Origin of the sequence: Streptomyces sp. NPDC046860 (assembly GCF_040645115.1) — a bacterium.
Taxonomy (GTDB): domain Bacteria; phylum Actinomycetota; class Actinomycetes; order Streptomycetales; family Streptomycetaceae; genus Streptomyces.
On record NZ_JBEYXQ010000006.1, the window covers coordinates 217,812 to 238,713 of the forward strand.

Here is a 20,902-nt window from a genome sequence, read left to right on the forward strand (position 1 = left end):
CTGCTCAATGAGCAGGGGCTCCCTTTACCACAACGCACTGAGTCGCCCGGCGGCCGGCGACGGAGACGTCTTTGACAAGGGAAGCCGGCCGTCAGGACGCACACCCGAGGAACATCAGCCCAGTTGAGGGCACTGATGTCCTGCAGATTGGGCACGCCAGGCCAGTGCCGGGCCAGGATGCGCGAGGCGTCGGGGTTGATCTCGGCGTGCCAGGCCAGGGTGCCGCCGAGGGCGGCCTGGACCCCGAGGTCCAGACCGCAGTAACCCGAGCAGAGCAAGCCGATCAACGACATTTGCGCGGTGGTGGTCTCCATGTCACCGGCCCCGTGCGATTCGGTCCGAGGAGGGTGCCACCGCCGTGGTGACGCCGGGAGGCGGCGACCCCGGAGCGGGCGCAGCGGTGGTGGACCGGCTGCGGGCAGCCTGGAGCCGAACGGACGGGGAAGGGACCGTTGCCGATGCGGCGTGCAGGGAGTTGGCCCCGTCGTGCAGGGCCGCGTCGGCGGTGGCGACGGCGTCCCCCATCACCCGTATGGCTGGCCCCCGGGCCTCCCGGGTGTCGGGCTCGTCGCGCAGACGCTTGGTCCGGTTCAGGAAGGCGAGCTGGTGGGCCACCGCCCCCAGGACGGAAGCCGCTTCGCTCGCGGGCTCGACGGCGGCGGCGAAGCTGGTGATCACCCGAGCGGTGTGGGGCGCCTGGTCCTGATCGGCGGCACGGAAGAGGACCTCATCACCCAGGTCGATGATCAACTTTCCGAGTTCGAAGATCTGGCGTGCGACGGCGACGGCGACGGTATCGGGTGAGCGGTGGAGGTCTCCAGGCACCGGCAGTTTGCCGCGCTGGGCGTCGAAGGCGGAGGACGTGGCGCGCAGGGCCAGGGCGTCGGAGATGGGGGTGTTCACGGTGCGTTCCAGAAGTGGGGACAGTCGGATGGGCTGGGTTGGTGGGTGAGGACGGTTCAGCCGTGGGTGCGCGAGGGCGGTCGTGTGGCTGATGGTGTGAAGGCAGGGCCTGGGGACTTTGAGGGCCGTGCGGCCGGTCGCGGTGTGCTGCGGGCGAGGGCGGCGTGGACCCGCGCCGTCGGGGGCCCCTCGGCCGACGGTGCGGGGAGTGGTGGCGGAGCAGGGTGGCCGTTCGCGGTCTGCCAGCGGGCGCGAACTTCGTCGAGCGGCCCGAGCGCGTGCAGGGCGTGGTTGATGAGCCTCCCGGGGGCCAGGGTCTCGTTCTCAGCCAGGGCGCGGATGGCGCGGGCGGAGGCGGCGGCCGTGCGGGCGACGGAGGAGCGCATGATCTGCTCGCCGAGCCACTCGGCACTGCCGGGGCCGACGCCGTCGCAGATGGCGGTGATCTGTTCGGCGGTCAGCGTGCCGTCGGCCAGCAGACCGCGCCGCTGGGCTTCCCACAGCACGGTGATCCGGTCGATGGGCTCGCCGCGGTGGTGCAGTGCGCCCAGGCAGCGGTAGAGCTGGCCGTGGGCGGGGTCGGTGAAGTCGCCCGGCCGCAGCCAGCCGACGACCTCGGCCATCGCCTTCGGCCGCTCGACCAGGACCGCCAGCAGGAACTGCTCGTCCTCGGCGACCTGGTTCGCCCATACCGGCGGCGGCGCGACGGGCGCTGTGGAGGGCGGCATGGCGGGGGCGACCGGGCGCGGTTCGGCCCCCCAGCGGCGCGCGAGATCGCCGAGTACCCCGGCCAGGACGTCCGCATAGTGCAGCGCTCCCTCCACCTCGCGCTGGAGGGCGTCGGCGCGGGCTGCCTGGTGGAGGCGGATCGCGTGCGCGGTCACGCTGCGGTGGATCGCTCCCTCCAGCACCATCCGGCCGTACACCGGGGCGTGCTCGGGGCGCGGGCAGGCCGAGATCAGGGTGTGGGCGTATGCCGCGGTCAGCCCCCGGACGTGGTGGCCGGCCTCGTCGACCGCGTCGGTCACCCAGGACAGCGGCACCGGTTCCTTGGTCGCCACGGCGGGGTGGCCCTCGGTCCGGAGTTTGCGCAGGGCGGCGAACAGCGCCTGGTGGACCGGCCGGTAGAAGTGTTCCGGTGCGAGCCAGTCGAGGTGCGCGAGCTGGTCGGGGTCGAGCAGCACCGAGCCGAGCACCGCCTGCTCGGCACTCAGCAGCGGGTTCATCGCTGCCGTCCGGGGTGGGGAGTCGGCGGATCGTCCTGCTGGGAGCGGAGATCGGCGATGGTCTGGTCGGCGGCGGCCATCGCCGCGGCGAAGCGGTCCAGCTGGCCGGTGAACGTCGGATCGGTGGCGAGGATCGAGCCGGAACCGGTGACCAGCCACCACTGGCCGCCGCGCCGGACGAACGGTGACCGGGCGAGGCGTTCGGACCGCGCCAGAGGTGAGGACGGAGTGCGCGAGGACACGAGCCCGGCGCCGAACGAGAGCGCCTCGGGCGTCGGGGCGCTCATGCCGACAGCCCGAAATCGTCGCGGCCCAGGGACTTGGCGACGGCCCGCTCAGTGATGGCCTCCGTCGCGTGGGCCGAGGCCGGACCGACCACCTTGGCGGCGGGCTCCTTGTACCAGGGCCGCAGGTCCAGCATCGCCACCCGGATACCAGTGGCGAGCAGCAGCGCCTTCCCCTTCGGGAGCGCGCGGATCGCGTCGGGGGGCAGGATCCGCTCGGTGCGCATGCTCACCGAGGTGGACCTGCCGCCGTCGCTGGTCGACACCGACGTGGTCTGCACGTCGTGGTCACCGACCTGCCTGCTCAGACGATCGGCGAAGTCGGCGTCGTCGATGCCACTTCCGATGATCTTGATCGTGGCGGCGGACCAGAGTGCGTCCATGCCTGCCTCGCCCCAGCACCGCTGGCCCTGCCGGTAGGACTGCAGGATCGTCATCGGGATCACGCCCCGTGAGCCCAAGTGGCTGTACAGGTCCGGGAGATCGGAGATCTTGCACACGTTGGCGGCCTCGTCGAGGACGCACAGGGCAGGCGGGTCGAGCCGGCCGCCGGAGCGCTCGGCGACGACCACGGCCGCGCGCATCACCGCGTCGGCCGCTGCGGCGATGATCGCCGAAGCGGAGCCGCCACCGTCCTTGCTGAGCAGGTACAACGTGTCGCGGGAGGTGGCGAACGCGGAGGGCTTGAACTCGGGAAGGAGCTTGTCGGGGGTGACCCAGGCGGCGACCTCCGGGTCGAGCAGACAGCTCGCGTACTGCCGCGCGGTCTCGTAGATGCCGTCCCGCGTTTCCGTGGCCCCGCTGACCGTGCCCTGGAGCTGGGCGGCGACCGCGTCGTGGCCGGCATCGGTGAGCAGGTCCACCGGAGTGCGGTCAGCAGGGGAGGCGAGCCAGGTCAGGACATCGGTGATCGGGCGCCGGTGGCTGGCGGCGGCCAGGAACAGCGCGCCCAGCGTGTTGGTCGCGGCGGTGGACCAGAAGTCGGAGCCGCTGGATTCGTCCACGCTGGCGGCGACGAAGTGCCCGGCAAGGCGTTTCGCCCCGGCCAGGTCGCGGGCGTCGGCCAGGATGTCCCACCACATCTCGCGCGGGTGGTGGGCGATCTGCTGCGGGTCGAGTGTCCAGATCGTGCCGACCTTGGCGCGGGCGTCCACTGTCGCGGTGAACGCGTCGTTTGCCGCCTTGTTCGAGGTCAGCAGTACCGGGCCGGGGGCGGCGAGGATCGCGGGTATCGCCAGCCCGGACGTCTTGCCGGAGCGCGGGGCCATGATCGCGACGATCACGTCCTCCCAGGAGGCGCGGACCTCGGCTCGGCCCGGGGAGTGCGTGCCGAGGAGGATCCCGCGGTCGGCGGGAGCGACCTCTTTCGGTTTGAGGTCGGACAGGCTCGGCCGCAGGCTCTTCGCCTTGGCGGTGATCTCCTTGTCCATCAGAGGGGCGAGATCTTGCTTGCGGGCGAGGCCGTTCTTCGCCTCGCCGCGCTGCCGCAGCCACAGGATCAGGCCGGTGATGGTGAGGCAGACGCAGAGCAGTCCGGGGAGGAGCCGCGCGCCGACCAGCAGGGCGGTGGGGCTCAGGTGCGGCCACAGCATGCCGGGGTGCAGCAGCGCGTCGGTGGCCTTGAACGGCACCCAGGGGCCGGCACCGACGAGAGCGTTGGTGAGGTTGCCGGTCAGCCAGGCAAGGGAGCCGAAGGCGATGGCAGCGCCGAGGACGCCGAACAGGAGGTAGAGGAGCGCGTCGGAGCCGGTGGTGGTCGACGGCGCGCTGGTACGCGGGGCGGGCATGGCGGATCCAAGGAGGGAGAGCGGACAAGGCGGGGCGGGGCGCGCGGCGCTCTTCTACTGGTCATCGGGGCAGCTCCTGTTCTGGGAAGGGGGTGGTGGTCGCGGTCAGGGCGAGGTCATCGGGTGCGCGGCGACCGGGGCGGTGGGGTGCTGGCAGGTGGTTCGGACGTCCTGCTGGCGGAGGGTGCGATCCGCTGGGCGGCGGCGTGCGGGGAGGAGGCGCGCGCGGCTCGCTGCCGGTTGGCGTGGTCCTGCTTCGAGCCGCTGACACGGTGCGATTCGCCCCCGGTTCCGATGAGTTCGGATTGTGCTGCGCTGACGAACTCCGCAGCGAAGCCGAACCGGTCGGCGAGTGCGTACGCCTCGTCGTCGAGGTCGGATATCTGCTCGCCTGCCGTCTCCAGCGCTTCCCCGACGCGTTCCAGGACGCCGTGCTCGGGATGAAGGAGGTGATTGACTGCCTGCGCAAGGCCGACACCGTTCTCGGCGGCCCTGATCTGGTCAGTCAGCCGCAGGACTTCGGCTCCGGCGGTGTAGAGCCCGAGCGGGTTGGCCGGGGTGGTCAACCGGCTGGTGTCGAGGGCGGGGTCCAGGTCGACGCTGTACCGGGCGGCGCGGAGCATCTCGGCTGCGTGGGAGGCGACGGCGACACGCTCAGCCTTCGGGGTGGTGGTCGGCAGACGGTGGCGGCGGCCGTACCAGTCCTCGATCTACTGGAAACCGGCGTGCTTGAGGAGTGCGGCGGACAAGTCGTCGCTGGCGCCCTTCGCCGAGACGCTGCCGCTGGGCTCAGCGGTGATGGTGATGTAGGGGGCAGGCACGTGGGTCTCCTGGGCGCGGGGTGTTGGGCGTGGGGCCGGGGGCAGGTGGCCGAGTTCGGTGGCGATGCGGTGGCACTCGGTCTGCACGTGGAAGGCGTCGCGGTAGGTGTGGTGGACGCCGCCGTCCTCGCGGGCGAGGGTGGCAACGACGTGCACCAGGCGAGCCTGGTTGCGCACGGCGATCCACCGGCAGGCGTCCGGATCGCCGTCCGGGGCGATGCCGGTGGCCGCCACCACCCGGCGGGCCACCTCGGCCCACTGCGAGTCGGTCAGGTCGGGGTGCCGGGAATCGGAGCGGACCGAGCAGACCCACACCGGCCGCTCGGCGCTCGGGCCCCAAGGCGCTCGACGGGTGCGTCGAGGGCGTGGGCCAGAGACGGCAGGGCATCGGGCTGGGTGAGCATCCAGATCGGGGCACCGTGGCCGTCCCCGGCGATCAGGCGGGGGTTGGTGTGGTTGCCGCGCTCGCCCGGCCCGGACAGATACGCGAGCAGGCTGGCGGTGTGGCTGGCGCGCTGCAGGTGGGCAATCACGGCGTCTACCTCGAAGGGGAGTGGCGAACGGGAGCCAAGGCGACCGGGCCGTCAGGGAGAGAGGATCCGCAGAATCCGCGATTTGGCCCGGCCGGAGATGGGTGGTAGACGGCTGCGGTCACCCCGGTTCGTCGATGCCGTGGCCGTAGGCGAAGTCCGCGCAGGCAGAGCTGGGGCGAAGTGGGCGTCGAGCAGCAACGCCAAGTACGGCAGTACGACGGCGTCCTGGGCAGTCAACTCCGGCGAATGAGCAGGTAGGGGGCGAATTCGGCCTCGATGCGGTGCAGGCCAGCGAGTAGATCGGTGGTGCTCCCGGTGCGCGGCACATCGCAACGCAAGGGGTACTCGGGCCTGGGATATCCGCATCACTTGCAGGGAGGGATCCGGTGCCCCGCCGGGGTTGGGGCACCGGGCGGTCAGAAGTGGGGATTCTCGGTGGGACGGTCGGCTCCGGTGGCCGCCTCGAGCAGCTCGGCGAGGTCGCCGGGCTCGGAGGAGCGTTGATCAATCCACCATCCGGCGCGGGTGATCGTGCGAGCCGTCTCCTCGATCTCCTCCCACTCCGCCTCGCTGGTCGCGCCTTCGAGGAGCAGAGCGGTGTACGCGGCAGCCAGGACCTGGTGGCGGTGCGCACGCCCCAGGCGACGGCACGCTCGCGGCCTTCGAGTGGCGGCATCCGATACCGTTCCGACCAGGCTTCGGACTCGGACTGCTCTTCGGCGCGCTTGGCCTCCAGCCAGGCGGCCTTGTCCTGCTCGTCGCCCTCCTTCGCGGCCCGCCAGCAATCGGTGCACTCCTGCTTGGCGAGCCACTCGGCGAACCCCGCGCGACGGTCGGCCGCCCGGCCGGACAGGTCTCGCTCAGCCTGGTGCCCACAGGAATGGGTAATCTGCCAAATGATCTTCACAGCCATGGGAACAGCTCCTTACGGGAGTTGGGTCAGCGGTTGCGGGAGAACGCGATGCGCGGGTCTACCGGGCGGGCCGCCGGGCCGGAGGCGGCGGGTACGGCAACCGGCGCCTCACCCAACAGGTCGGCGCGGGCGGGACCGGCGGCGAGCGCGGCGCCGCTGATGGGGAACTTGTGAGTGGTAGAGCTTTGCCTGCGCTCGGGGTGCGCTGCCGTCATGGGCGCGGGTGGGCGGCGCGCGGCTATGTCCCGGGCGAGGAGGGGATGCACGGCCACCTGGAGGTCGGCCCGGTGCATAGCCAGCGTGGCGGTGGCGACCTTCCCGAGCGCCTCGCTGCGGTCGGTGGTGGTGGGCAGCGTGTAGATGTCCAGGCTCGGGTTATGCCGCCAGCCGTGCTCTTCCAGGAGGAGTCGGCTGCTGAGAGCGGAGGAACCGTCGGCGGTGGCGGCGACCACGCCGAGCTGCGGATGCTCGGCGAACGCGACGTCCGGCTCAACGCGCGGGGGTCGGACGCGGGCGGGTGCTGGTCCGGAGGCCGGCGAGGGGTCGAACGCGGCGTCCACGTCAACCCGGTAGCCGGTCTTGCGCAGCAGCGCGACGGCCCGTGTGGCGCGGCCCTGGCCATCACGTTGCTGGTTGGCCAGCGCGTACAGGTTCGGGTGGTCGGGGACAGGGTGGAAGTCCAAGCCCTTCAACATCCAGGCGCTTGCGGCCAGTTGCTTGGGGTTGGAGGCGACGATGCCGAAGTCGGGGTGGTGGCCGACCGCGACGTCGGGAAGTGGGTCGTACTCGGGGGTGGGCATGGCGGATCCATCCGGTGTCGGCAGCGGGAGCGGGGTGGTTGAGGACTGGGATGGTTCTGCTGGTGCTGGACATGGCGGGCTCCAAGCTGGGCAGCGGTCAGCGACCGGGTGCGGACGAAGGTCGGGCGGGAGGCAGGGAGGGACGTACCGCTGAGGCTGACGGCAGCTCGGCTGGGGGCGTGCGCCGTGCGGTCGGCGAGACCGCGAGAGCGGCGGTGACTCGGGGCTCCGCCGGTTCCTCCGGGGTGACTCGGTCTGCCCGGGCCCGGACCCCGTCAGGGTGGCCGGTGTGCCGGTCTTCTTCCTGGGCAGGTCGCCGCAGATCCGGTCGGGGCGGCAGGCCGAGCTGATCCAGGCGCGTGTCGATGGCGGCGAGCAGGCGGGGGATGCTGCCGCCATGCCGGGTGTGAGGACCGTCGGGCTCCGAGTCGTAGATCACTGCGTGGAGCGTGGAGTCGTCGGGATGCCCGCGCGTCACCAACCAGCTCTCCGGATATCCGGGCGGGTGGTCGGTGGGCGGTTCCTGAGGCGGAGAGATGATCAGGGCGCTGCCGTCGGGGAGTTCGGCGTGGACGATGTAGTCACTGAGGCCGTACTCGACGGTGCAGGACAGTCCGCGTTGCCGAAGCGGCGTGGTCAGGTGGCTGTACTGGTGCTCACGCTCCGATGTGCCAGCGGCGGCTTCCTGGATAAAGGGTTCGCCGGCGCGCGCAGTGATGCGTGTGCCCTCGCGTTGGAGGGTGACCAGGGTCTGATCGGGGCGCATGTGGGCTTCTCCGTGGCCGGCCGTCCCCAGCCGCCGACGGCGGGAAGTCGCAGCCAGGCGGGGACTGGTAGGGGTAGTGGCGTTCGTTGAGGATCCGGTGATCGGGTCGTTCGGCCTCGCCGGAGTCGGTGCTCGAGCTGTCAGCGCGAGCGGCGCGCGGCAGGGGGGTCCGACGCTGCCGAGGCTGGCGGCGAAGTGGCGGAGGCACCGCGCTGGCCGGAGGCGGATCGGGCCAGGGCCGCCTGGACACGCCTGGTGTGCGCAGACTGGTCGACGCCGATCCGTTCGGTCAGGTGATCGGCAGCCCTGGCCAACGCTGCCCCGCTGTAGCTGAGTTCGTCGGCGTAGTGCCAGCCTTCGGAGTTGCGGATCTCGCGGGCTCGTTCCTCGTAGAGCTCCCGCGATCCGGGCATGGACCCCTCCATGAGCGCGATGACCTGATCCCACTCGCGGCGGATCTCGCCTGCTCGCTCCAGTACGGAGTCGATCCCCCGCAGGCGCAGCAGGTCGGCGCTGATCGGGCCGTCGAGGTAGTCGGCCGGTTGCGCGGCGGCCCGGACACCAGCCAGGACTTCGGGGCCGTGGGTCAGGAAGGTCTCGACGTGCTCCCAGGCGGCGGCGTCCCGGGCCACCTTGCCATCGGCGTAGCCGGTTTCGTCGATGGGCCAGCCGTCCTCGTCGCAGTACGAGTCGGAGACCGCGTCCCACTGGTCCGAAGCCTGCGTGATGCCGGCGGCGGCGGAGGCCAGGGCCTGGACGCGCGCCCGCCATGCCGTCCGCTCGCCGGCATCTTGCGGCCGGCAGTCACGGGTAGCGGAGGAGCCGGGTGAGGTAGGCATGGTCGTTCCTCCATTCTGTACGGGGCCTCACCGCGAACGCGGCAGCGAGCCCATGAGGGATGGTGGAACCGGAACAGGAGCGTCGCTCTGCTGGCTGCCCGAGCAAGTGCCCCGGGCCGACGCCGTCGGCGAGGGGCGGCCTGCTGCTTGACGCGACCGGGAGCGGATCTCGTGGTCGACGTTCTCCGCAACGAGATGCAGCTCCTCGCCGAGGTCGGTCAGCCGGGAGGCGAGGGCGTCCAACTCGGACGCGCTGCTTCGGGCACTGTGGGTGCGACACCACGCGGAGGCGGTTGCGAGCATCTGATGCAGGCGGGCCACCGCGCCGAAGTCCTCTGTGACGGCCTCGTGGAAAGGGTTGGTGAACTCGTCGGTTCGGGCTGTGGTGAGGCGGGCGTTCCAGTCAGTGGCTGGTGTGCCGCTGGCCGGACTCGTGGCCGGGCCGGTCGCTGGGTGGCGCTGGAGTGGGGCGGCGTTCTCGACCACCCCGAACGGGAGACCAGGGGCGAGCTCGGACCGGGAACCCACCACCCCACGTAGACTCACTGCCGCGCCTCCTTGCGCTGCACAGGAAGTGAGAAATCGGCAGTTGCGGTGAACCCGCGGACCTCGCCGGACATGCGGGCGTCGGTGTCGAACAGCTCCCGTTCGACCGGATGCAGGATGTGCTGCGTAATGAAGCTTCGACCTGCGACTTTCCACAGGCCCCGGCCCTTGGTCAGGGCGGACACGGCCTGGGTTTCGACACCGGTCAGGCCGAGCAGCGACGCGGCGGCGGCGAGCTGGTCGGGCTCCTGGCGGTAGATGATGCGGGTGCTGCAGTCGGCGAGGAGACCCTCGGCGAGCACCCGGCCGCGCGAGCCGGCGTCGCCCGCGCTCAGTAGATCGCTGAGGCGGTGGATGATCATCAGGTTGGCGATGCCGAGACCTCGGCTGAGTTTCCACTGGCTCTGCATGCGCTCCAGCAGGCCGACGTGCCGCATCACCCGCCACGCCTCGTCGTAGATCACCCAGCGCCGGCCGCCGGCGGGGTCGGCGAGCGCGGACTCCATCCAGGCGCTCGCGCAGGCCATCGCGAGGACCAGCGCGGTGTCGTCGCCCGAGCCGCCGAGGCGGGAGAGGTCGATGGACAGCATCGGGGTGGTCGGGTCGAAGGCCACGGTCGAGGGCGCGTCGAACATGCCGCTCAAGTCGCCGTGGACCAGGCGGCGCAGGGCATGCGCGAGGTCTTGCGCGGCGCGCCCCATGTGCCCGGCCCGGTCACCGAGAGCCCGGTCGAGGCGGTCGGGCGAGCCGAGGGTGTGCGCGATCTCGCCGAGCAGGGGCACGGTGCCGCTGGCCTCGGCTTCCGCGACGGCCAGGTCCAGCGCGAGATCGAGGGCCGTGTGCTCCATCGGTCGGAGATCGCGCTTCAGCACGGTGCGCGCGAGGCCGGCCAGAAGCAGGAGACGGCGCTTGCGGACCTCGGTCGACCAGTCGTCCTCGCTCACCGAAGCTGGCCGGGCCGGGGCGTCCAAGGGGTTCAGCCTGCCCGGGAGCCCCGGCCCCAGCGCGATGCTGTAGCCGCCGAGAGCGTGCGCGACGGCCGTCCACTCGCCCTTGGGGTCGCAGGGAACGTAGACCCGGTATCCGTGGGCAATCGCCCTGGTGGCTATGGACTTGGCCAGCGCGGACTTGCCCATGCCGATGATCCCGGCCAGGACGGCGTTGGGGTTGGTGAAGCCCTCGATCCGGCCGCTGCCGTACAGCGAGAACGGGTCGTAGCAGAACGCGGCCTCAGCGTGGACGTCGCGGCCGATGAAGATGCCCTCCGCGCCCAGGCCGCCCTCGGCGAGGAACGGGTAGGCCCCGGACACGGTGGCGGTGGTCATCCGGTGGGCGGGCAGGCTGAGCTTGCCGCCGCGTGCCGAGGAGGAGCCGGGGCGTCCCGACGGCGGATAGGTCGGCCGCAGCTCCGGGTCGAGGGTTTCCTCGTCGCGGCGCCTGGGCGGGGCTCCGGCGAGGCGGGCCTGGCGGCGGGCCTCTGCGAACCCGGCGCGGGCGGCGCGCTGCTCGGCGCGCGACGCCTTGCGGGGCACGAACAGGTGGGAGGCGCTGGCGCGGGGGCGGGGCATGAACGTTCTCCAGACGGAAGGCAGGGTCAGTAGCGGACGAGGCCGGTGAACGGAGCGTGGAGGTCGGCCGGGGTGGTGCGGCGTCGGACCAGGTGCGCGGTGCGCTGGTGGCGCTGGCAGATGGTCAGCTCCGGTGCGCCTTCTGGCAGGCCGGCCTGGCACGCTTCGCGGTCGGGGACCTCGCCGGAGCCGGGTTGGGGGGCCGCATGGTAGGCGGCGTGGACGTGGTCGGCGGCCTGCCAGATCCGGGTGCGGGCGGCGCTGAGCTGGTCGCCCTCGATCGGCACGAGATGGCCTGTGCGGACGGCCTGGGCGTCGAGTAGGCCGTGCAGCGAGACGAGGTGGGCGTGCAGGGCGTGCAGCTCGGCGCGGGTGGTGACGAGGGGACCGCCTGGCACGTTGAGCGCGCGGTGGAAGTCGAGCGCGGCGGTGGCGAAGGGCACGAAGTCCTGCGCGGTCGGGCTGGAGGTACGGGACATGGGGGTGCTCTTTCGGAAGGGAGGGGGCCGGCGTCAGGCGGCGAGGGCGAGCGGCATGGCGGCGGCGGTGAACGCTTCGGCCTGCTGCCAGGTGAGCGGCCTGAGGTCGAGCTGGGCGCCGACCGCCGCGGTTTCCACGACCGCGCAGGCGGAACGCAGCTCCTCCTCGGAGTCGGCCGAGACGGTCAGCAGGCCAGTCAGGGCGACATCCGCGTGGCCCGCGATGAGCTGCCGCTCCCGGGACTTGATGTCCTGGTACTCGATCGAGTCCGCTTCGGAGTCGACCTGGCCGCGCCGCGCTCGCTCGGCGGCGTCCGCGATCACAGTGGCCTTCTTGCGCTGGACATCGCGCAGGGCGGCGTCCAGCCCCTTCGGCTCGTACGACAGCGACAGGGTCCGCCGCACCCCGGCGGTGAACAGCAGCTGGTGCAGGAAGCCCGCCGCCGTCTCGGTGCGGGGCCAGTTCTCCACCCAGTACGTGCAGTGGACGGCGGAGTCGGTCGCGATATGGTCCGACTTCTCGACGACCACGACCGGGCCTGCAGCGGCGGGGTCAGCCTCGGGACGCCCGGAGGAGGACCAACGGTCCAGTGCGGCAAAGGCCTTGGGATCGTATGCCGTTCGCACGACTGCCGCGATCTCGTGGGCGGTGAGCCAGCCGGTGGGGTTGAGCCCGGCGGTGCGCGCGGCCTGGTCGAAGGTCGAGGTCAACTGTGCCAGGACACTGAAGGACCCGGTCAGACCGCCTCCGGCCTGGTTGATCAGCCGCCTGGCGGCCTTGGCGTCCAGCGAGATGGCGACGTACGCCTCGTGCGGAGCCGCAGCCGGGCCCGCGCTCTGGATCAGCTCGCTGTAGACCCGGCCGGCCACCGGTGCAGCGGGGCGGCCGTGCTCCTCCCAGTACCGGCGAAGGGCGTCGCCGGAGTCCGGCACGGTTCGCTCGATCACCTGGATCCGGGCGACCTGACCGGTGCGGGCCAGCGCGGCGAGGGCACGCCCCCAGCCATGGACGTTGGCGTTCTGGGCGCCCGGGTCGAGCAGCGCGTATGCGCGGGAGGACACCTTGACGACGGCGGTCAACGTGCCGGTGTGGGGGTTGTGGACCGCGCCGTACCGGCGGTCGGGGGCGGTGACCACGCGCAGGCTGGCGGCGGTACCGGGCAGGTGAAGGAGTCCTTCGCGCACCGGGCGCCGGGAGGGCCGGGTGACCCAGATCAACTGGCCCCGCATCCGGCGGAGCGCGTACCGGAAAACGATCGGTGCCCAGTCGGCCAGGGCCCGGCCTCGGTAGCGAACGAAGACGAGCAGCGCGATGGCGGCCCACAGCGGGATGAGTTCGAGCGCGCCGACCACGCCACGGGCGAGGATCACGGCGAGCAGGAGCAGGCCGGTGAGGCTCGCGACGATCAGCTGCGGCGCGGTCAGGCCGAGCAGGATGCCGCGCCTGCTGCGGTGCGGGAACTTCACGATGGCCGTGGCGACTTCGGCCTGGGGGTTGTCAGACATGTTGGTTCCAGACAGTGGGAGCGGGCGAGACGGGGCGGAAGGCGCGGCACTCGTCTGGAGCTCATGGCAGGACTCCGTCTCGGGCGTTCGGGGGAAGGGGACGGGCTGGAGGGCTGCAGCCCGCCCCCTGGGGTCGTGGTGGGTCAGGATCCCGACGGCGGCTGGTCGGGGAAGACCCAGCTCGCCGGAATCGGGGAGCCGGTCGCCGACGGACCGGTGGAGAGCGGCGGCGGTGCGGCGGGACCGCTGGGCGGCACGGCACCGGCGTGGGTCAAGCTGCTGCCCGGAGCCGACGCACCAGCGGGCTGGGCGGCGGAGGGAGCGCCCTCGGAGCCTCCTGCTTCGGTGTCGGTAGGCCGGGTGATCAGCGCGGGGATGCCGGGGCGCTGGAGCAGGGCGCGGCCCTTGTCGCCGGAGGCGTCAGGGTCCTCGCCGTACCGGAAGCTGGTCCGCGGCTTCGGTGGTCCGGCGTCGATGCCCTCCTTGCTCAGGTTGCCGCCGGCGGGATTGATGCCGGAGGCGACACCGTCGCTGCCCGCGCCGGGGACCCGGCTCGGCCCCTGCGGAGCAGGAGTGCCGGTGCTGGCCTGCATCGCGAGGTTGCCCGCGGTCTTCGCGGCCCCAGCGGCGACCGCCATGCCGGCGACTCCGGTACGGTGCAGGTCGTCGTGTCCGCCGCCGTCACTCGCCCAGTGGGCGAACTTGTAGGTCGCGTACGGGCAGAGCAGCACCAGGACCATCACGACGATGCCGGCCATCGCATCGGACAAGGCAGCCATGCCGTCCCTGGCGTCGGACTTGCCCATCGCCGAGACGCCGATCAGGAAGACCACGGTCATCAGCAGCTTCGATACGACGAGGGTTGCGGTGGCCTCGATCCAACCCCGGCGCCAGCGCTTGGCGACCTCCCAGCCGCCACCGCTCCCGGCGAAGACTGCGAGAGCGACCATGATCAGGACGCCGACCTTGCGGGCGACCATCACGCCCCAGTACAAGAACGCGCCGATCGCGCAGCCGAGGGCGACCAGGGCTGGGACTCCCCAGCCGAGGCCGTACATCGCCCCCAACTCGTTGACCCTGATGACGCGGCGGATCGCGTCGTCCACTGAGCTGTTGGCCGCTTGGAACAGGCCGTCGGACAGGGCGTCGACCACCGTGATGGCCACGGAGGTGAAGGCGACGGCGCAGAAGGAGAATAGGACGCCGGTCATCGTGCCGATCGCGGCTTGAGCGAGGGCGCGTTTGTCCCATCGCCAGGCCGCGAACATCAACTGGATGCAGAACGTGCCGACCGTCAGGGCGAGGCCGATGGGCAACAGCAGCTCATAGTTGTCCCGGAACCAACCCGCGTTGAGATCGATGGCGGTGGTTTCGTTGACGGCCTTGGCGGCGAGATCGGCTGCGCTGGCGGCCAGCTCACCCGCTGACTTCGCGATCCACGCCCCGATGCCGTCGGTGACGGTCCCGGCGGGGTTGGTGGCGAAGTCGACGGTGCCGCAGACCTTGTCCATCAGCGGCAGGTCGCAGACTCCCATGGCGATACCTCCTATCTCGGGGTGGGGGTCAGGGCGCGACGGTCGGCAGGACACCGGCCAGGGCGCAGGGCTGGGAGGGACGGCACTGGACAGCGAGGGTGGTGACGCGGTTCTCGGCGCCGCCGTGCGGCGAGCCGTCCCAGGCGATCGACTGTTTACCGGAAACCGTCACGGCGTAGACGTACGCGGTGGTGATCGCCCCGGGGTCCGCCTGCAGGGCCTGGGTGAACGAGTTTGGGAAGTGCGCCTCGTTCACGGTGGCCGTGGCGAACTGGCCGCCTGCGGCCATCTCCTTCCACAACACGCTCGAGGGGACGAGCGCGTCGACCGAGGCGGTGTCGGCGTACTTCGTCTCGCGGGTCAGCCACCCGTGCACGGCAGTCAGCAGCTCATGCTGGGAGTAGGCGCGGGTGTCGTAGGACCACAGCGCCGCGGCTGCCGCCTTGCCGAAGGTGACCGGGTCGTGCGTGGACGGGGGAACGGGCAGGGCGCTGCGGCTCCCGTGCGGAGGTGACGAGCCGGAAGCAGAAGCGGCCGGGGAGGAGGGGGAAGCCGAACTCGCCTGCGACGCAGAAGCCTTGGGGGAGGTCCTGCCGTCACGGGTGAGGTAGGAGGCCAGGCCGGCGAGGGTGACGAGCACCACCAGGACAGCGGTACCGAGCAGCGCCCGGCGGCGCACGCGAGACGCGCCGCCGGGGTTCGTGGAACGGGGAGACATCAGCGGACCTGCGATCCCAGCGTGCTGAAGAACGCCACCACACCGTTTGCGGCACCCAGCAGAAGGGCCGCGCCGGCGCTGACCAGCACGCCCTTCTTCCCGTTGGCCTCGGCCTGGTGGCCGCCGGAGTGGTGGCCCCAGGCCCACACGCCCGCACTGACGGCGAGCGCGCCGACCGCGGCGATGATCCCGAAGAGGTTGATCGAACCCATCACCTGCTTGAGGACCGCCAGGCCCGGCAGCCCGCCCCCGTTCGGTTTGATCCCGGGGTCGTAGGCGAGCTGGAAGACCGTGTCGGCGAGGTACATGATTGTGAACTCCAGTTCGATTTAGTGCACGCCGAAGCCCGAGTGGACGAAGCGCCAGTGCAGGAAGGGGGGAGGGAGAGAAGCGCCGGTCAGACGACGCGGCGGGCCGCGAGGATCTGCGGCTTCCAGGACGCGAGGGTCGCGAGGCGGACCACGTCGCCGGTGTGCGGGGCGTGCACGATCAAGCCCTTGCCGACGACCATCCCGACGTGTTCCGGGACTTCGGCAGTCCCCTCGGTGAAGACGAGGTCACCGGGCTTAAGAGCGTCGACCGATACCGGCTTGCCCTCCTTGACCTGCGTGTACGTCGTCCGGGTGAGGGTGAGGCCAGCGGCCTTGTACGACTGCTGCATCAGCGAAGAGCAGTCGCAGCGGCCCATGGGGTCGGGCCCGTGGGAGTCGGTGCAGCTCCCGCCCCACTGGTACGGGGTGCCGAGTTGGCCGAGCGCCCAGCGGATCGCCGTCTGGACCTTGGGCGGAGCGTCTGCCGGGATCTTGTATCCGGCCGGCACCGCGCCGGGCGGGATGGTCCCGAAGTCGGTGCCGTCCCCGCCGGCCGTGCAGGCGCCCGCGGTACTCGGCGGAGGACCGGCCGTGCTGTCCGGGCCGGATGGGGTGGGGCTCGGCGACGTGGCGCCGGCCTTCGACAGCAACGGCTCCATCGCCTGCTGCAAGGCGGAGGCCAGGGGCTCCCACTTCGCGTAAGCCTCCGGGAAGCCGGACTTCTGCACCGCCTGGGCGGCCTCAGTGACGGACAGGGACTGCCAGCCCGAGACCTTCTCCAGCGCCTTGTAGAACATCGTCGAGGCGTGCACCGGGTCGAGGATCTCGTTCGCGGTGCCCCAGCCCTGCGACGGCCGCTGCTGGAACAAGCCCAGCGAATCGCGGTCGCCGTAGGTCAGATTCCGCAGGCCGCTCTCCTGCAGGGCGGTCGCCAGGGCCACGATCTGACCCCGGGCCGGGATGTTCATCGCGACGCCGGTGGCCTGGATGGTTTTAGCGTTGGGGATCTGCTCGGCCGGGTCGCCCAGGCCCGGCACGGAGACCGTGCCCTTGCCGCCGCCGTCCAGGATCGCCTTCACCTGAGCGGCAACGGCTGCGGTATCCACAGCCTGCGTACCGCCGGTCGAGCAGGAGGCCGAAGCAGTCCCGGCCCCGATGGCGAGGATCGGAACGGCCAGCAGAAGCGGACCGGAGGCGAAGAGACCGACGACTACTCCGGTGGTCTTCTTCATCGCCGCCGTCGCTCGTCGGGGCGGACAGCCAGGGCGGGCAACGGGGCTGGGTTAGGGCGTGGGCGTATCAGGGCGTACTGCATCGCAGCGGCTCCTCGCGGTTCGTAGGAGGCGCGGTGCCGACTTCTCGTGCAAAGCCGCCGGCACCGCGCCGATGTGAATCCGCCTCTCAGGGCGGGCCCGGGTCAGGGGAGTTGGTAGCTCCCGGACGCCGGTCTCAGGTCATGCGCGGCAGTCAGCCGCGCTCGTAATCTCAGGCGGTGGACCGGGTCTCCTGACAGCTTCGGGAACGGGAGGGGCAACGCGCTCTCCGGGCCGCGTCTTTGGACGCGATAACACGGATCAGCACAGGTCAGCGGGGGTGGAGCCGGGCTCCGCCTTGGTGACGTGGCGAGACAGTAGACCGGGATTCCGGCCGCACCAAACGACCGCCGAACCCAGGCCCGAAGCACGCACAGGCTCGTTAGGTACGGCCGGAAATCACGGCTAACCTCCGGCGCAACCCCACTCCGGTCGGCCGCTGTTGACCGCCGTACGGAGCTGGCCCAGTCCCGCCGTGCCCTGAAAGAGGCCCCCGCACATGAGCTACACGCTGCACCGAGGCGACGCCCTCACCGTGCTGAAGACCCTCCCGGACGAGAGCATCAACGCCGTCATCACCGACCCGCCGTACAACTCCGGCGGACGCACCAGCTCGGACCGCACCGGCCGCACCGCCCGCGCCAAGTACGTCACGGCCGGATCGGCGCACGACCTGCAGAACTTCCCCGGCGAGAACCGCGACCAGCGCTCGTACCGCAGCTGGCTGACCGACCTGCTCACCGAGGCATACCGGGCGTCCACCGAGCACGCGGTTGCGATGGTCTTCACCGACTGGCGTCAGGAACCGACTACGACCGACGCCCTACAGATGGCCGGCTGGACCTGGTCCGGCACCATCCCGTGGATAAAGCCGGCCAGTCGGCCCCGCAAGGGCGGGTTCAAGCAGTCGTCCGAGTTCATCGTCTGGGGCGTCAAGGGCACCCTCGACAAGGACCGCGACCTCTACCTGCCCGGCCACTTCATCGCCTCCCAGCCCCGCAAGGACCGCGTCCACATCACCCAGAAGCCGGTCGAGATCATGCGGCAGCTCGTGCAGATCTGTCCCGAAGGCGGCACCGTCCTCGATCCCTTCACTGGCAGTGGTTCCACGGGCGTCGCCGCCCTGCGCGAGGGCCGGCAGTTCGTGGGGGTCGAATTGTCCGCGCACTACGCCGACGTTGCCGAGCGAAGGCTCCGAGCTGAGCTGGCCCAGGACGACTTCGTCCTGGCAGGACCGGAGGCATGAGCGTGAGAGCGACCAGACCGGAGCCGACGGACTGTAGACGCAAAAGGGCGGCTGGTGCATCGAGAAACCGATGCACCAGCCGCCCTTTCTGTTGCGTCAGGCCGCCTCGAAGGCCCGCCGGATCAGCGGTCCCGCCTTCTCCAGGTCGGCAGCCGAGGCGATCCGTACCTCCAAGTCGCCGGTCCCAAGGTGGCCGATACCGCGCATGTCACGGGAGAAGCCCAATCCGTTTCTGCAGCCCCCTTTGCGGCATCGCCGCTGGTCTGGGGTTGTGTTGCGATTGCGGTCAGGATGGCATGGGCGAGCATGGCCAGGGTGATGTGTCGATACCAGCCGACATAGCGGCGGACCTCGTACTCGTCCAGGCCGCACTCGTTCTTCGCGGCCTGGAAGCATTCCTCGATCGCCCAGCGGCTGCCGGCAATGTGGGCCAGTTCGGAGAGCTCGATGCCGACGGGTGCGTAGGCGAGGTAATAGGCCAGGTCAGCAGGGTCGGACAGGCTGCGGCGGGCCATCACCCAGCGGTGATGGGTCGGCGGATCGGGGTCGAAGATCAGGTTGGCGGGTAGCTTGGCTGCGGCCCAGTCGTAGACCCGTGGACCCTTGGCACCGTCACCGCAGGACAGCCGCTGCCAGGCCTCACCGGGTGCCTCGCCGATCAGCTGGTCGATGCGCCAGATGCCGGCCAGGGACTTGATCTGCTGCGACTTGGGCACCGCCACCACATAGCCGATGTCGAGCTGCTCGAGCAGGCGGCGAAAGTGCCGGTCCTGCCCATATGCCTCGTCGGCGGTGACCCCCTTGGCGGGCAGGCCAGCGGCCCGGCAGCGGCGGACGATGCCCCGGGCCAGCTCTCCCTTGGTAGCGAAGCCACGTTCGTCGGGGATCTTCGCCGCCCGGCAGCGGTCACGATCGGACGTCCAGGCTTTGGGCAGATAGAGCTCCCGGTCCACCAGAGCCCGGCCCGAGCCGGTGGCATAGGCGGCGAACACCCCGATCTGGCAGTTGTCGATCTTTCCGGAGTTCCGGTGTACTGCCGGCCCACTCCGGCCGACGTGGTGCCCTTCTTGATGAACCCGGTGTCGTCGATGATCAGTACTCCGTCCGGCCCGAGCCGTTCGGCGATATAGGCGCGAACGTCGTCACGCAGCGCATCCGCGTCCCAGACACTGCTGTTCAGTAGCCTCTGAAAGCCGTCGGGGGTGCGGTGACCTGCCCATTCCGCGAGCTGCCAGCCGTTCTTGCGTGTCGCCCGCCACAGCAGACCGCGGACGTAGTCGCGCATTCGCCACCGCAGATCCGCCCGAGCAAACCGGCCCGCCACCCAGGCGAACGCCGACTCTAACTCACCCGCCCAGTGCGCGACTTCAGTCATCCCCTCCATACCTAGGACAACGACAACCACCAGCCCAGGACACGAACCGCTGCTGGAGTACTAAGCAGCCGATATGGCGGCCACGGAGAGGGCGGGAAGGAGGCCGGCACCCACATACGTCGGCGCGAAGGATTGGGCGCCGATGGGCGATCCATGGCTGGGGCTCGGTTGGATAGTCGCATCCTGCAGTGGCGGGTTGGCTGCCGGAACGGTCACGTTCCCCAGCGATCTCAACCGGAGTGTAAAGGTGGCCGGCGGACGATGTGGCTCGCATCGCGGTGGAAGCGGTGCGGTCCGCTGCGACGAGCGTCGCATAGGGGGAAGTCCCTTCGACGACCGAGCTTACGAGGTGTCCATCATGCAACTCGGCTGCCGACGCACGCATCTTTAGCCTGTTGCGTCCTCCAACCTAGAGGGGCGCTTCCGAAGGCGGGAGGACGGGCCAAGGGTGGGCTGGTGACCGTCACGGGGTGGCGTTGTCAGTGGTGAGTCGTAGCCTCTGGGGCAAGATGTGGTGTGTGTTCGGCGTGAAGCTGAGTGAGAGGCACAGCGGACGGGATCGCGGCTGATCCGTCTTCCGAGAACGGCGCATCGCTGGAAGAGAGGATCAGGCATGGCCACGCTTCCCACCCAGTTCGACAAGGCTCTTAGCGCGGTGGAGCCAGATCACGACGCCACGCACGCGCGAGACGTACACGCGCAGGTATCGGACGTGCTGGAGGGCGACGAGCGCCTCCGTGGCCTTGGGGTCGTTCCCCTGCTCATCGGGTCGTACAAGCGGCACGTCTCCATCAAGCGGGTCAAGGACGTTGACGTCTTCGCCCGGTTGACGAAGGCCGACGGGTCTCTCAGACCAGGGGCCATTCTTGATCACGTTGCGGAGACTCTTGACACCGCGTTCCCGGGCAACGTGGAGCGCCAGCATCGCTCGGTCAAGGTCGACTTCCCCGACTACGACCTGTCGGTGGATGTGGTGATCGCACGTCCGTGCGGCAACCACTGGGAAATTCCTCAACGGATCGAGGAAGACGGTCGCGCGCGGTGGATAGAGACCAACCCGACCAGGATGACGGAGTTGACGACCGAAGCGAACAAGTCGTTCCTTCTGTATGACGACGATGAGGAGAGTGGTGTCTATGTACCGATCGTGAAGCTCGTCCGGCAGGTGCGTCGTACGTGGGTCGATGACCTACCGGGTGGCTACTACTTCGAAGTCTTGACCTACCACGCTTTTCAGATGCTGCAGCCGGCCGAGAGGACGGTCGCCGCATATCTCACCTGCATCTTGCGATGGATCGCCGACACGTTGCCCGAGTATGTCTATGAAGGGCCGGTCGATCCAACGCTGCCCACCAAGACGATCAAGACGAAGGCCACGGCCGAGCAGATCGAGGCGGCCGCGGAGTAGATGGCGAGGGCCGCGGACCTTGCTC

The 20,902-nt window shown here is 70.5% G+C and carries 18 protein-coding genes and 3 pseudogenes; 2 read left to right on the forward strand and 19 right to left on the reverse strand.

Annotated elements, in window-relative coordinates; translation table 11 throughout:
* Nucleotides 1-83 precede the first annotated feature (83 nt).
* From ABZ898_RS11750 to ABZ898_RS11835, 18 genes and pseudogenes are all read right to left on the reverse strand, one after another.
* A pseudogene (locus tag ABZ898_RS11750) lies at nt 84-314 on the reverse strand (hypothetical protein); the annotation flags it as partial.
* A 1-nt stretch (nt 315) separates the two neighbouring features.
* Complete coding sequence (locus ABZ898_RS11755; protein ID WP_361656039.1) at nt 316-903, reverse strand: hypothetical protein; 588 nt, start codon at nt 901-903, stop codon at nt 316-318.
* Nucleotides 904-959: 56 nt separating this feature from the next.
* Nucleotides 960-2,129 (reverse strand): DnaB-like helicase N-terminal domain-containing protein, encoded by a 1,170-nt coding sequence (locus ABZ898_RS11760; RefSeq protein ID WP_361656042.1) that lies wholly within the window; start codon nt 2,127-2,129, stop codon nt 960-962.
* Nucleotides 2,126-2,416: a hypothetical protein gene (locus ABZ898_RS11765; RefSeq protein WP_361656045.1), complete on the reverse strand. Its 291-nt coding sequence runs from the start codon at nt 2,414-2,416 to the stop codon at nt 2,126-2,128. Before ABZ898_RS11765 ends, ABZ898_RS11760 begins: the two co-directional genes overlap by 4 nt.
* On the reverse strand, nt 2,413-4,200 hold the full coding sequence (locus ABZ898_RS11770; RefSeq protein ID WP_361656047.1) for a TraM recognition domain-containing protein: 1,788 nt from the start codon (nt 4,198-4,200) through the stop codon (nt 2,413-2,415). Before ABZ898_RS11770 ends, ABZ898_RS11765 begins: the two co-directional genes overlap by 4 nt.
* 116 nt (nt 4,201-4,316) lie before the next feature.
* Nucleotides 4,317-4,823 (reverse strand): hypothetical protein, encoded by a 507-nt coding sequence (locus ABZ898_RS11775; RefSeq protein WP_361656050.1) that lies wholly within the window; start codon nt 4,821-4,823, stop codon nt 4,317-4,319.
* An 87-nt stretch (nt 4,824-4,910) separates the two neighbouring features.
* Nucleotides 4,911-5,336, reverse strand: coding sequence for a hypothetical protein (locus ABZ898_RS11780; RefSeq protein ID WP_361656052.1), 426 nt, complete (start codon nt 5,334-5,336; stop codon nt 4,911-4,913).
* A gap of 634 nt (nt 5,337-5,970) precedes the next feature.
* A pseudogene (locus ABZ898_RS11785) lies at nt 5,971-6,467 on the reverse strand (hypothetical protein).
* Nucleotides 6,468-6,493: 26 nt separating this feature from the next.
* The gene (locus ABZ898_RS11790; RefSeq protein WP_361656054.1) at nt 6,494-7,267 is read right to left on the reverse strand and encodes a hypothetical protein; all 774 of its coding nucleotides are present in this window, start codon (nt 7,265-7,267) and stop codon (nt 6,494-6,496) included.
* A 97-nt stretch (nt 7,268-7,364) separates the two neighbouring features.
* Nucleotides 7,365-8,033, reverse strand: coding sequence for a hypothetical protein (locus ABZ898_RS11795; RefSeq protein WP_361656057.1), 669 nt, complete (start codon nt 8,031-8,033; stop codon nt 7,365-7,367).
* A 140-nt stretch (nt 8,034-8,173) separates the two neighbouring features.
* Nucleotides 8,174-8,872, reverse strand: a complete 699-nt coding sequence (locus ABZ898_RS11800) for a hypothetical protein (protein ID WP_361656060.1) — start codon at nt 8,870-8,872, stop codon at nt 8,174-8,176.
* 542 nt (nt 8,873-9,414) lie between these two features.
* Complete coding sequence (locus ABZ898_RS11805) at nt 9,415-10,986, reverse strand: ATP-binding protein (RefSeq protein ID WP_361656063.1); 1,572 nt, start codon at nt 10,984-10,986, stop codon at nt 9,415-9,417.
* A 26-nt stretch (nt 10,987-11,012) separates the two neighbouring features.
* Entirely contained in the window at nt 11,013-11,465 is a 453-nt protein-coding gene (locus ABZ898_RS11810) for a DUF6238 family protein (RefSeq protein WP_361656066.1), read from the reverse strand.
* Between the two features lie 33 nt (nt 11,466-11,498).
* Nucleotides 11,499-12,971, reverse strand: coding sequence for an SCO6880 family protein (locus ABZ898_RS11815; RefSeq protein ID WP_361656069.1), 1,473 nt, complete (start codon nt 12,969-12,971; stop codon nt 11,499-11,501).
* Nucleotides 12,972-13,114: 143 nt separating this feature from the next.
* Nucleotides 13,115-14,506, reverse strand: coding sequence for an ATP-binding protein (locus tag ABZ898_RS11820; RefSeq protein ID WP_361656072.1), 1,392 nt, complete (start codon nt 14,504-14,506; stop codon nt 13,115-13,117).
* Between the two features lie 28 nt (nt 14,507-14,534).
* Nucleotides 14,535-15,224, reverse strand: coding sequence for a hypothetical protein (locus ABZ898_RS11825; protein WP_361656075.1), 690 nt, complete (start codon nt 15,222-15,224; stop codon nt 14,535-14,537).
* Nucleotides 15,224-15,532, reverse strand: coding sequence for a DUF6112 family protein (locus ABZ898_RS11830; protein ID WP_361656077.1), 309 nt, complete (start codon nt 15,530-15,532; stop codon nt 15,224-15,226). The genes ABZ898_RS11825 and ABZ898_RS11830 overlap by 1 nt, the downstream gene beginning before the upstream one ends.
* A gap of 89 nt (nt 15,533-15,621) precedes the next feature.
* Nucleotides 15,622-16,767, reverse strand: coding sequence for an NlpC/P60 family protein (locus tag ABZ898_RS11835; RefSeq protein ID WP_361656080.1), 1,146 nt, complete (start codon nt 16,765-16,767; stop codon nt 15,622-15,624).
* A gap of 580 nt (nt 16,768-17,347) precedes the next feature.
* Here ABZ898_RS11835 and ABZ898_RS11840 point away from each other — a divergent pair.
* Nucleotides 17,348-18,094 (forward strand): site-specific DNA-methyltransferase, encoded by a 747-nt coding sequence (locus tag ABZ898_RS11840; protein WP_361656083.1) that lies wholly within the window; start codon nt 17,348-17,350, stop codon nt 18,092-18,094.
* 341 nt (nt 18,095-18,435) lie between these two features.
* Here the strand turns inward: ABZ898_RS11840 and ABZ898_RS11845 are convergent.
* Nucleotides 18,436-19,478, reverse strand: a pseudogene (locus ABZ898_RS11845) (IS701 family transposase); the annotation flags it as partial.
* A 604-nt stretch (nt 19,479-20,082) separates the two neighbouring features.
* Here ABZ898_RS11845 and ABZ898_RS11850 point away from each other — a divergent pair.
* Entirely contained in the window at nt 20,083-20,877 is a 795-nt protein-coding gene (locus ABZ898_RS11850) for a nucleotidyltransferase (protein ID WP_361656085.1), read from the forward strand.
* The last annotated feature ends 25 nt before the right edge of the window (nt 20,878-20,902 follow it).

Bases quoted from the DNA above. Each gene is read 5' to 3' on its own strand.
- ABZ898_RS11790 (WP_361656054.1), bottom strand. From the start codon at position 7,267: ATGCCCACCCCCGAGTACGACCCACTTCCCGACGTCGCGGTCGGCCAC.
- ABZ898_RS11775 (WP_361656050.1), bottom strand. From the start codon at position 4,823: ATGCTCCGCGCCGCCCGGTACAGCGTCGACCTGGACCCCGCCCTCGAC.
- ABZ898_RS11830 (WP_361656077.1), bottom strand. From the start codon at position 15,532: ATGTACCTCGCCGACACGGTCTTCCAGCTCGCCTACGACCCCGGGATC.
- ABZ898_RS11850 (WP_361656085.1), top strand. From the start codon at position 20,083: ATGGCCACGCTTCCCACCCAGTTCGACAAGGCTCTTAGCGCGGTGGAG.
- ABZ898_RS11835 (WP_361656080.1), bottom strand. From the start codon at position 16,767: ATGAAGAAGACCACCGGAGTAGTCGTCGGTCTCTTCGCCTCCGGTCCG.
- ABZ898_RS11825 (WP_361656075.1), bottom strand. From the start codon at position 15,224: ATGTCTCCCCGTTCCACGAACCCCGGCGGCGCGTCTCGCGTGCGCCGC.
- ABZ898_RS11760 (WP_361656042.1), bottom strand. From the start codon at position 2,129: ATGAACCCGCTGCTGAGTGCCGAGCAGGCGGTGCTCGGCTCGGTGCTG.
- ABZ898_RS11810 (WP_361656066.1), bottom strand. From the start codon at position 11,465: ATGTCCCGTACCTCCAGCCCGACCGCGCAGGACTTCGTGCCCTTCGCC.
- ABZ898_RS11770 (WP_361656047.1), bottom strand. From the start codon at position 4,200: ATGCCCGCCCCGCGTACCAGCGCGCCGTCGACCACCACCGGCTCCGAC.
- ABZ898_RS11800 (WP_361656060.1), bottom strand. From the start codon at position 8,872: ATGCCTACCTCACCCGGCTCCTCCGCTACCCGTGACTGCCGGCCGCAA.
- ABZ898_RS11820 (WP_361656072.1), bottom strand. From the start codon at position 14,506: ATGGGAGTCTGCGACCTGCCGCTGATGGACAAGGTCTGCGGCACCGTC.
- ABZ898_RS11840 (WP_361656083.1), top strand. From the start codon at position 17,348: ATGAGCTACACGCTGCACCGAGGCGACGCCCTCACCGTGCTGAAGACC.
- ABZ898_RS11765 (WP_361656045.1), bottom strand. From the start codon at position 2,416: ATGAGCGCCCCGACGCCCGAGGCGCTCTCGTTCGGCGCCGGGCTCGTG.
- ABZ898_RS11795 (WP_361656057.1), bottom strand. From the start codon at position 8,033: ATGCGCCCCGATCAGACCCTGGTCACCCTCCAACGCGAGGGCACACGC.
- ABZ898_RS11805 (WP_361656063.1), bottom strand. From the start codon at position 10,986: ATGCCCCGCCCCCGCGCCAGCGCCTCCCACCTGTTCGTGCCCCGCAAG.
- ABZ898_RS11815 (WP_361656069.1), bottom strand. From the start codon at position 12,971: ATGTCTGACAACCCCCAGGCCGAAGTCGCCACGGCCATCGTGAAGTTC.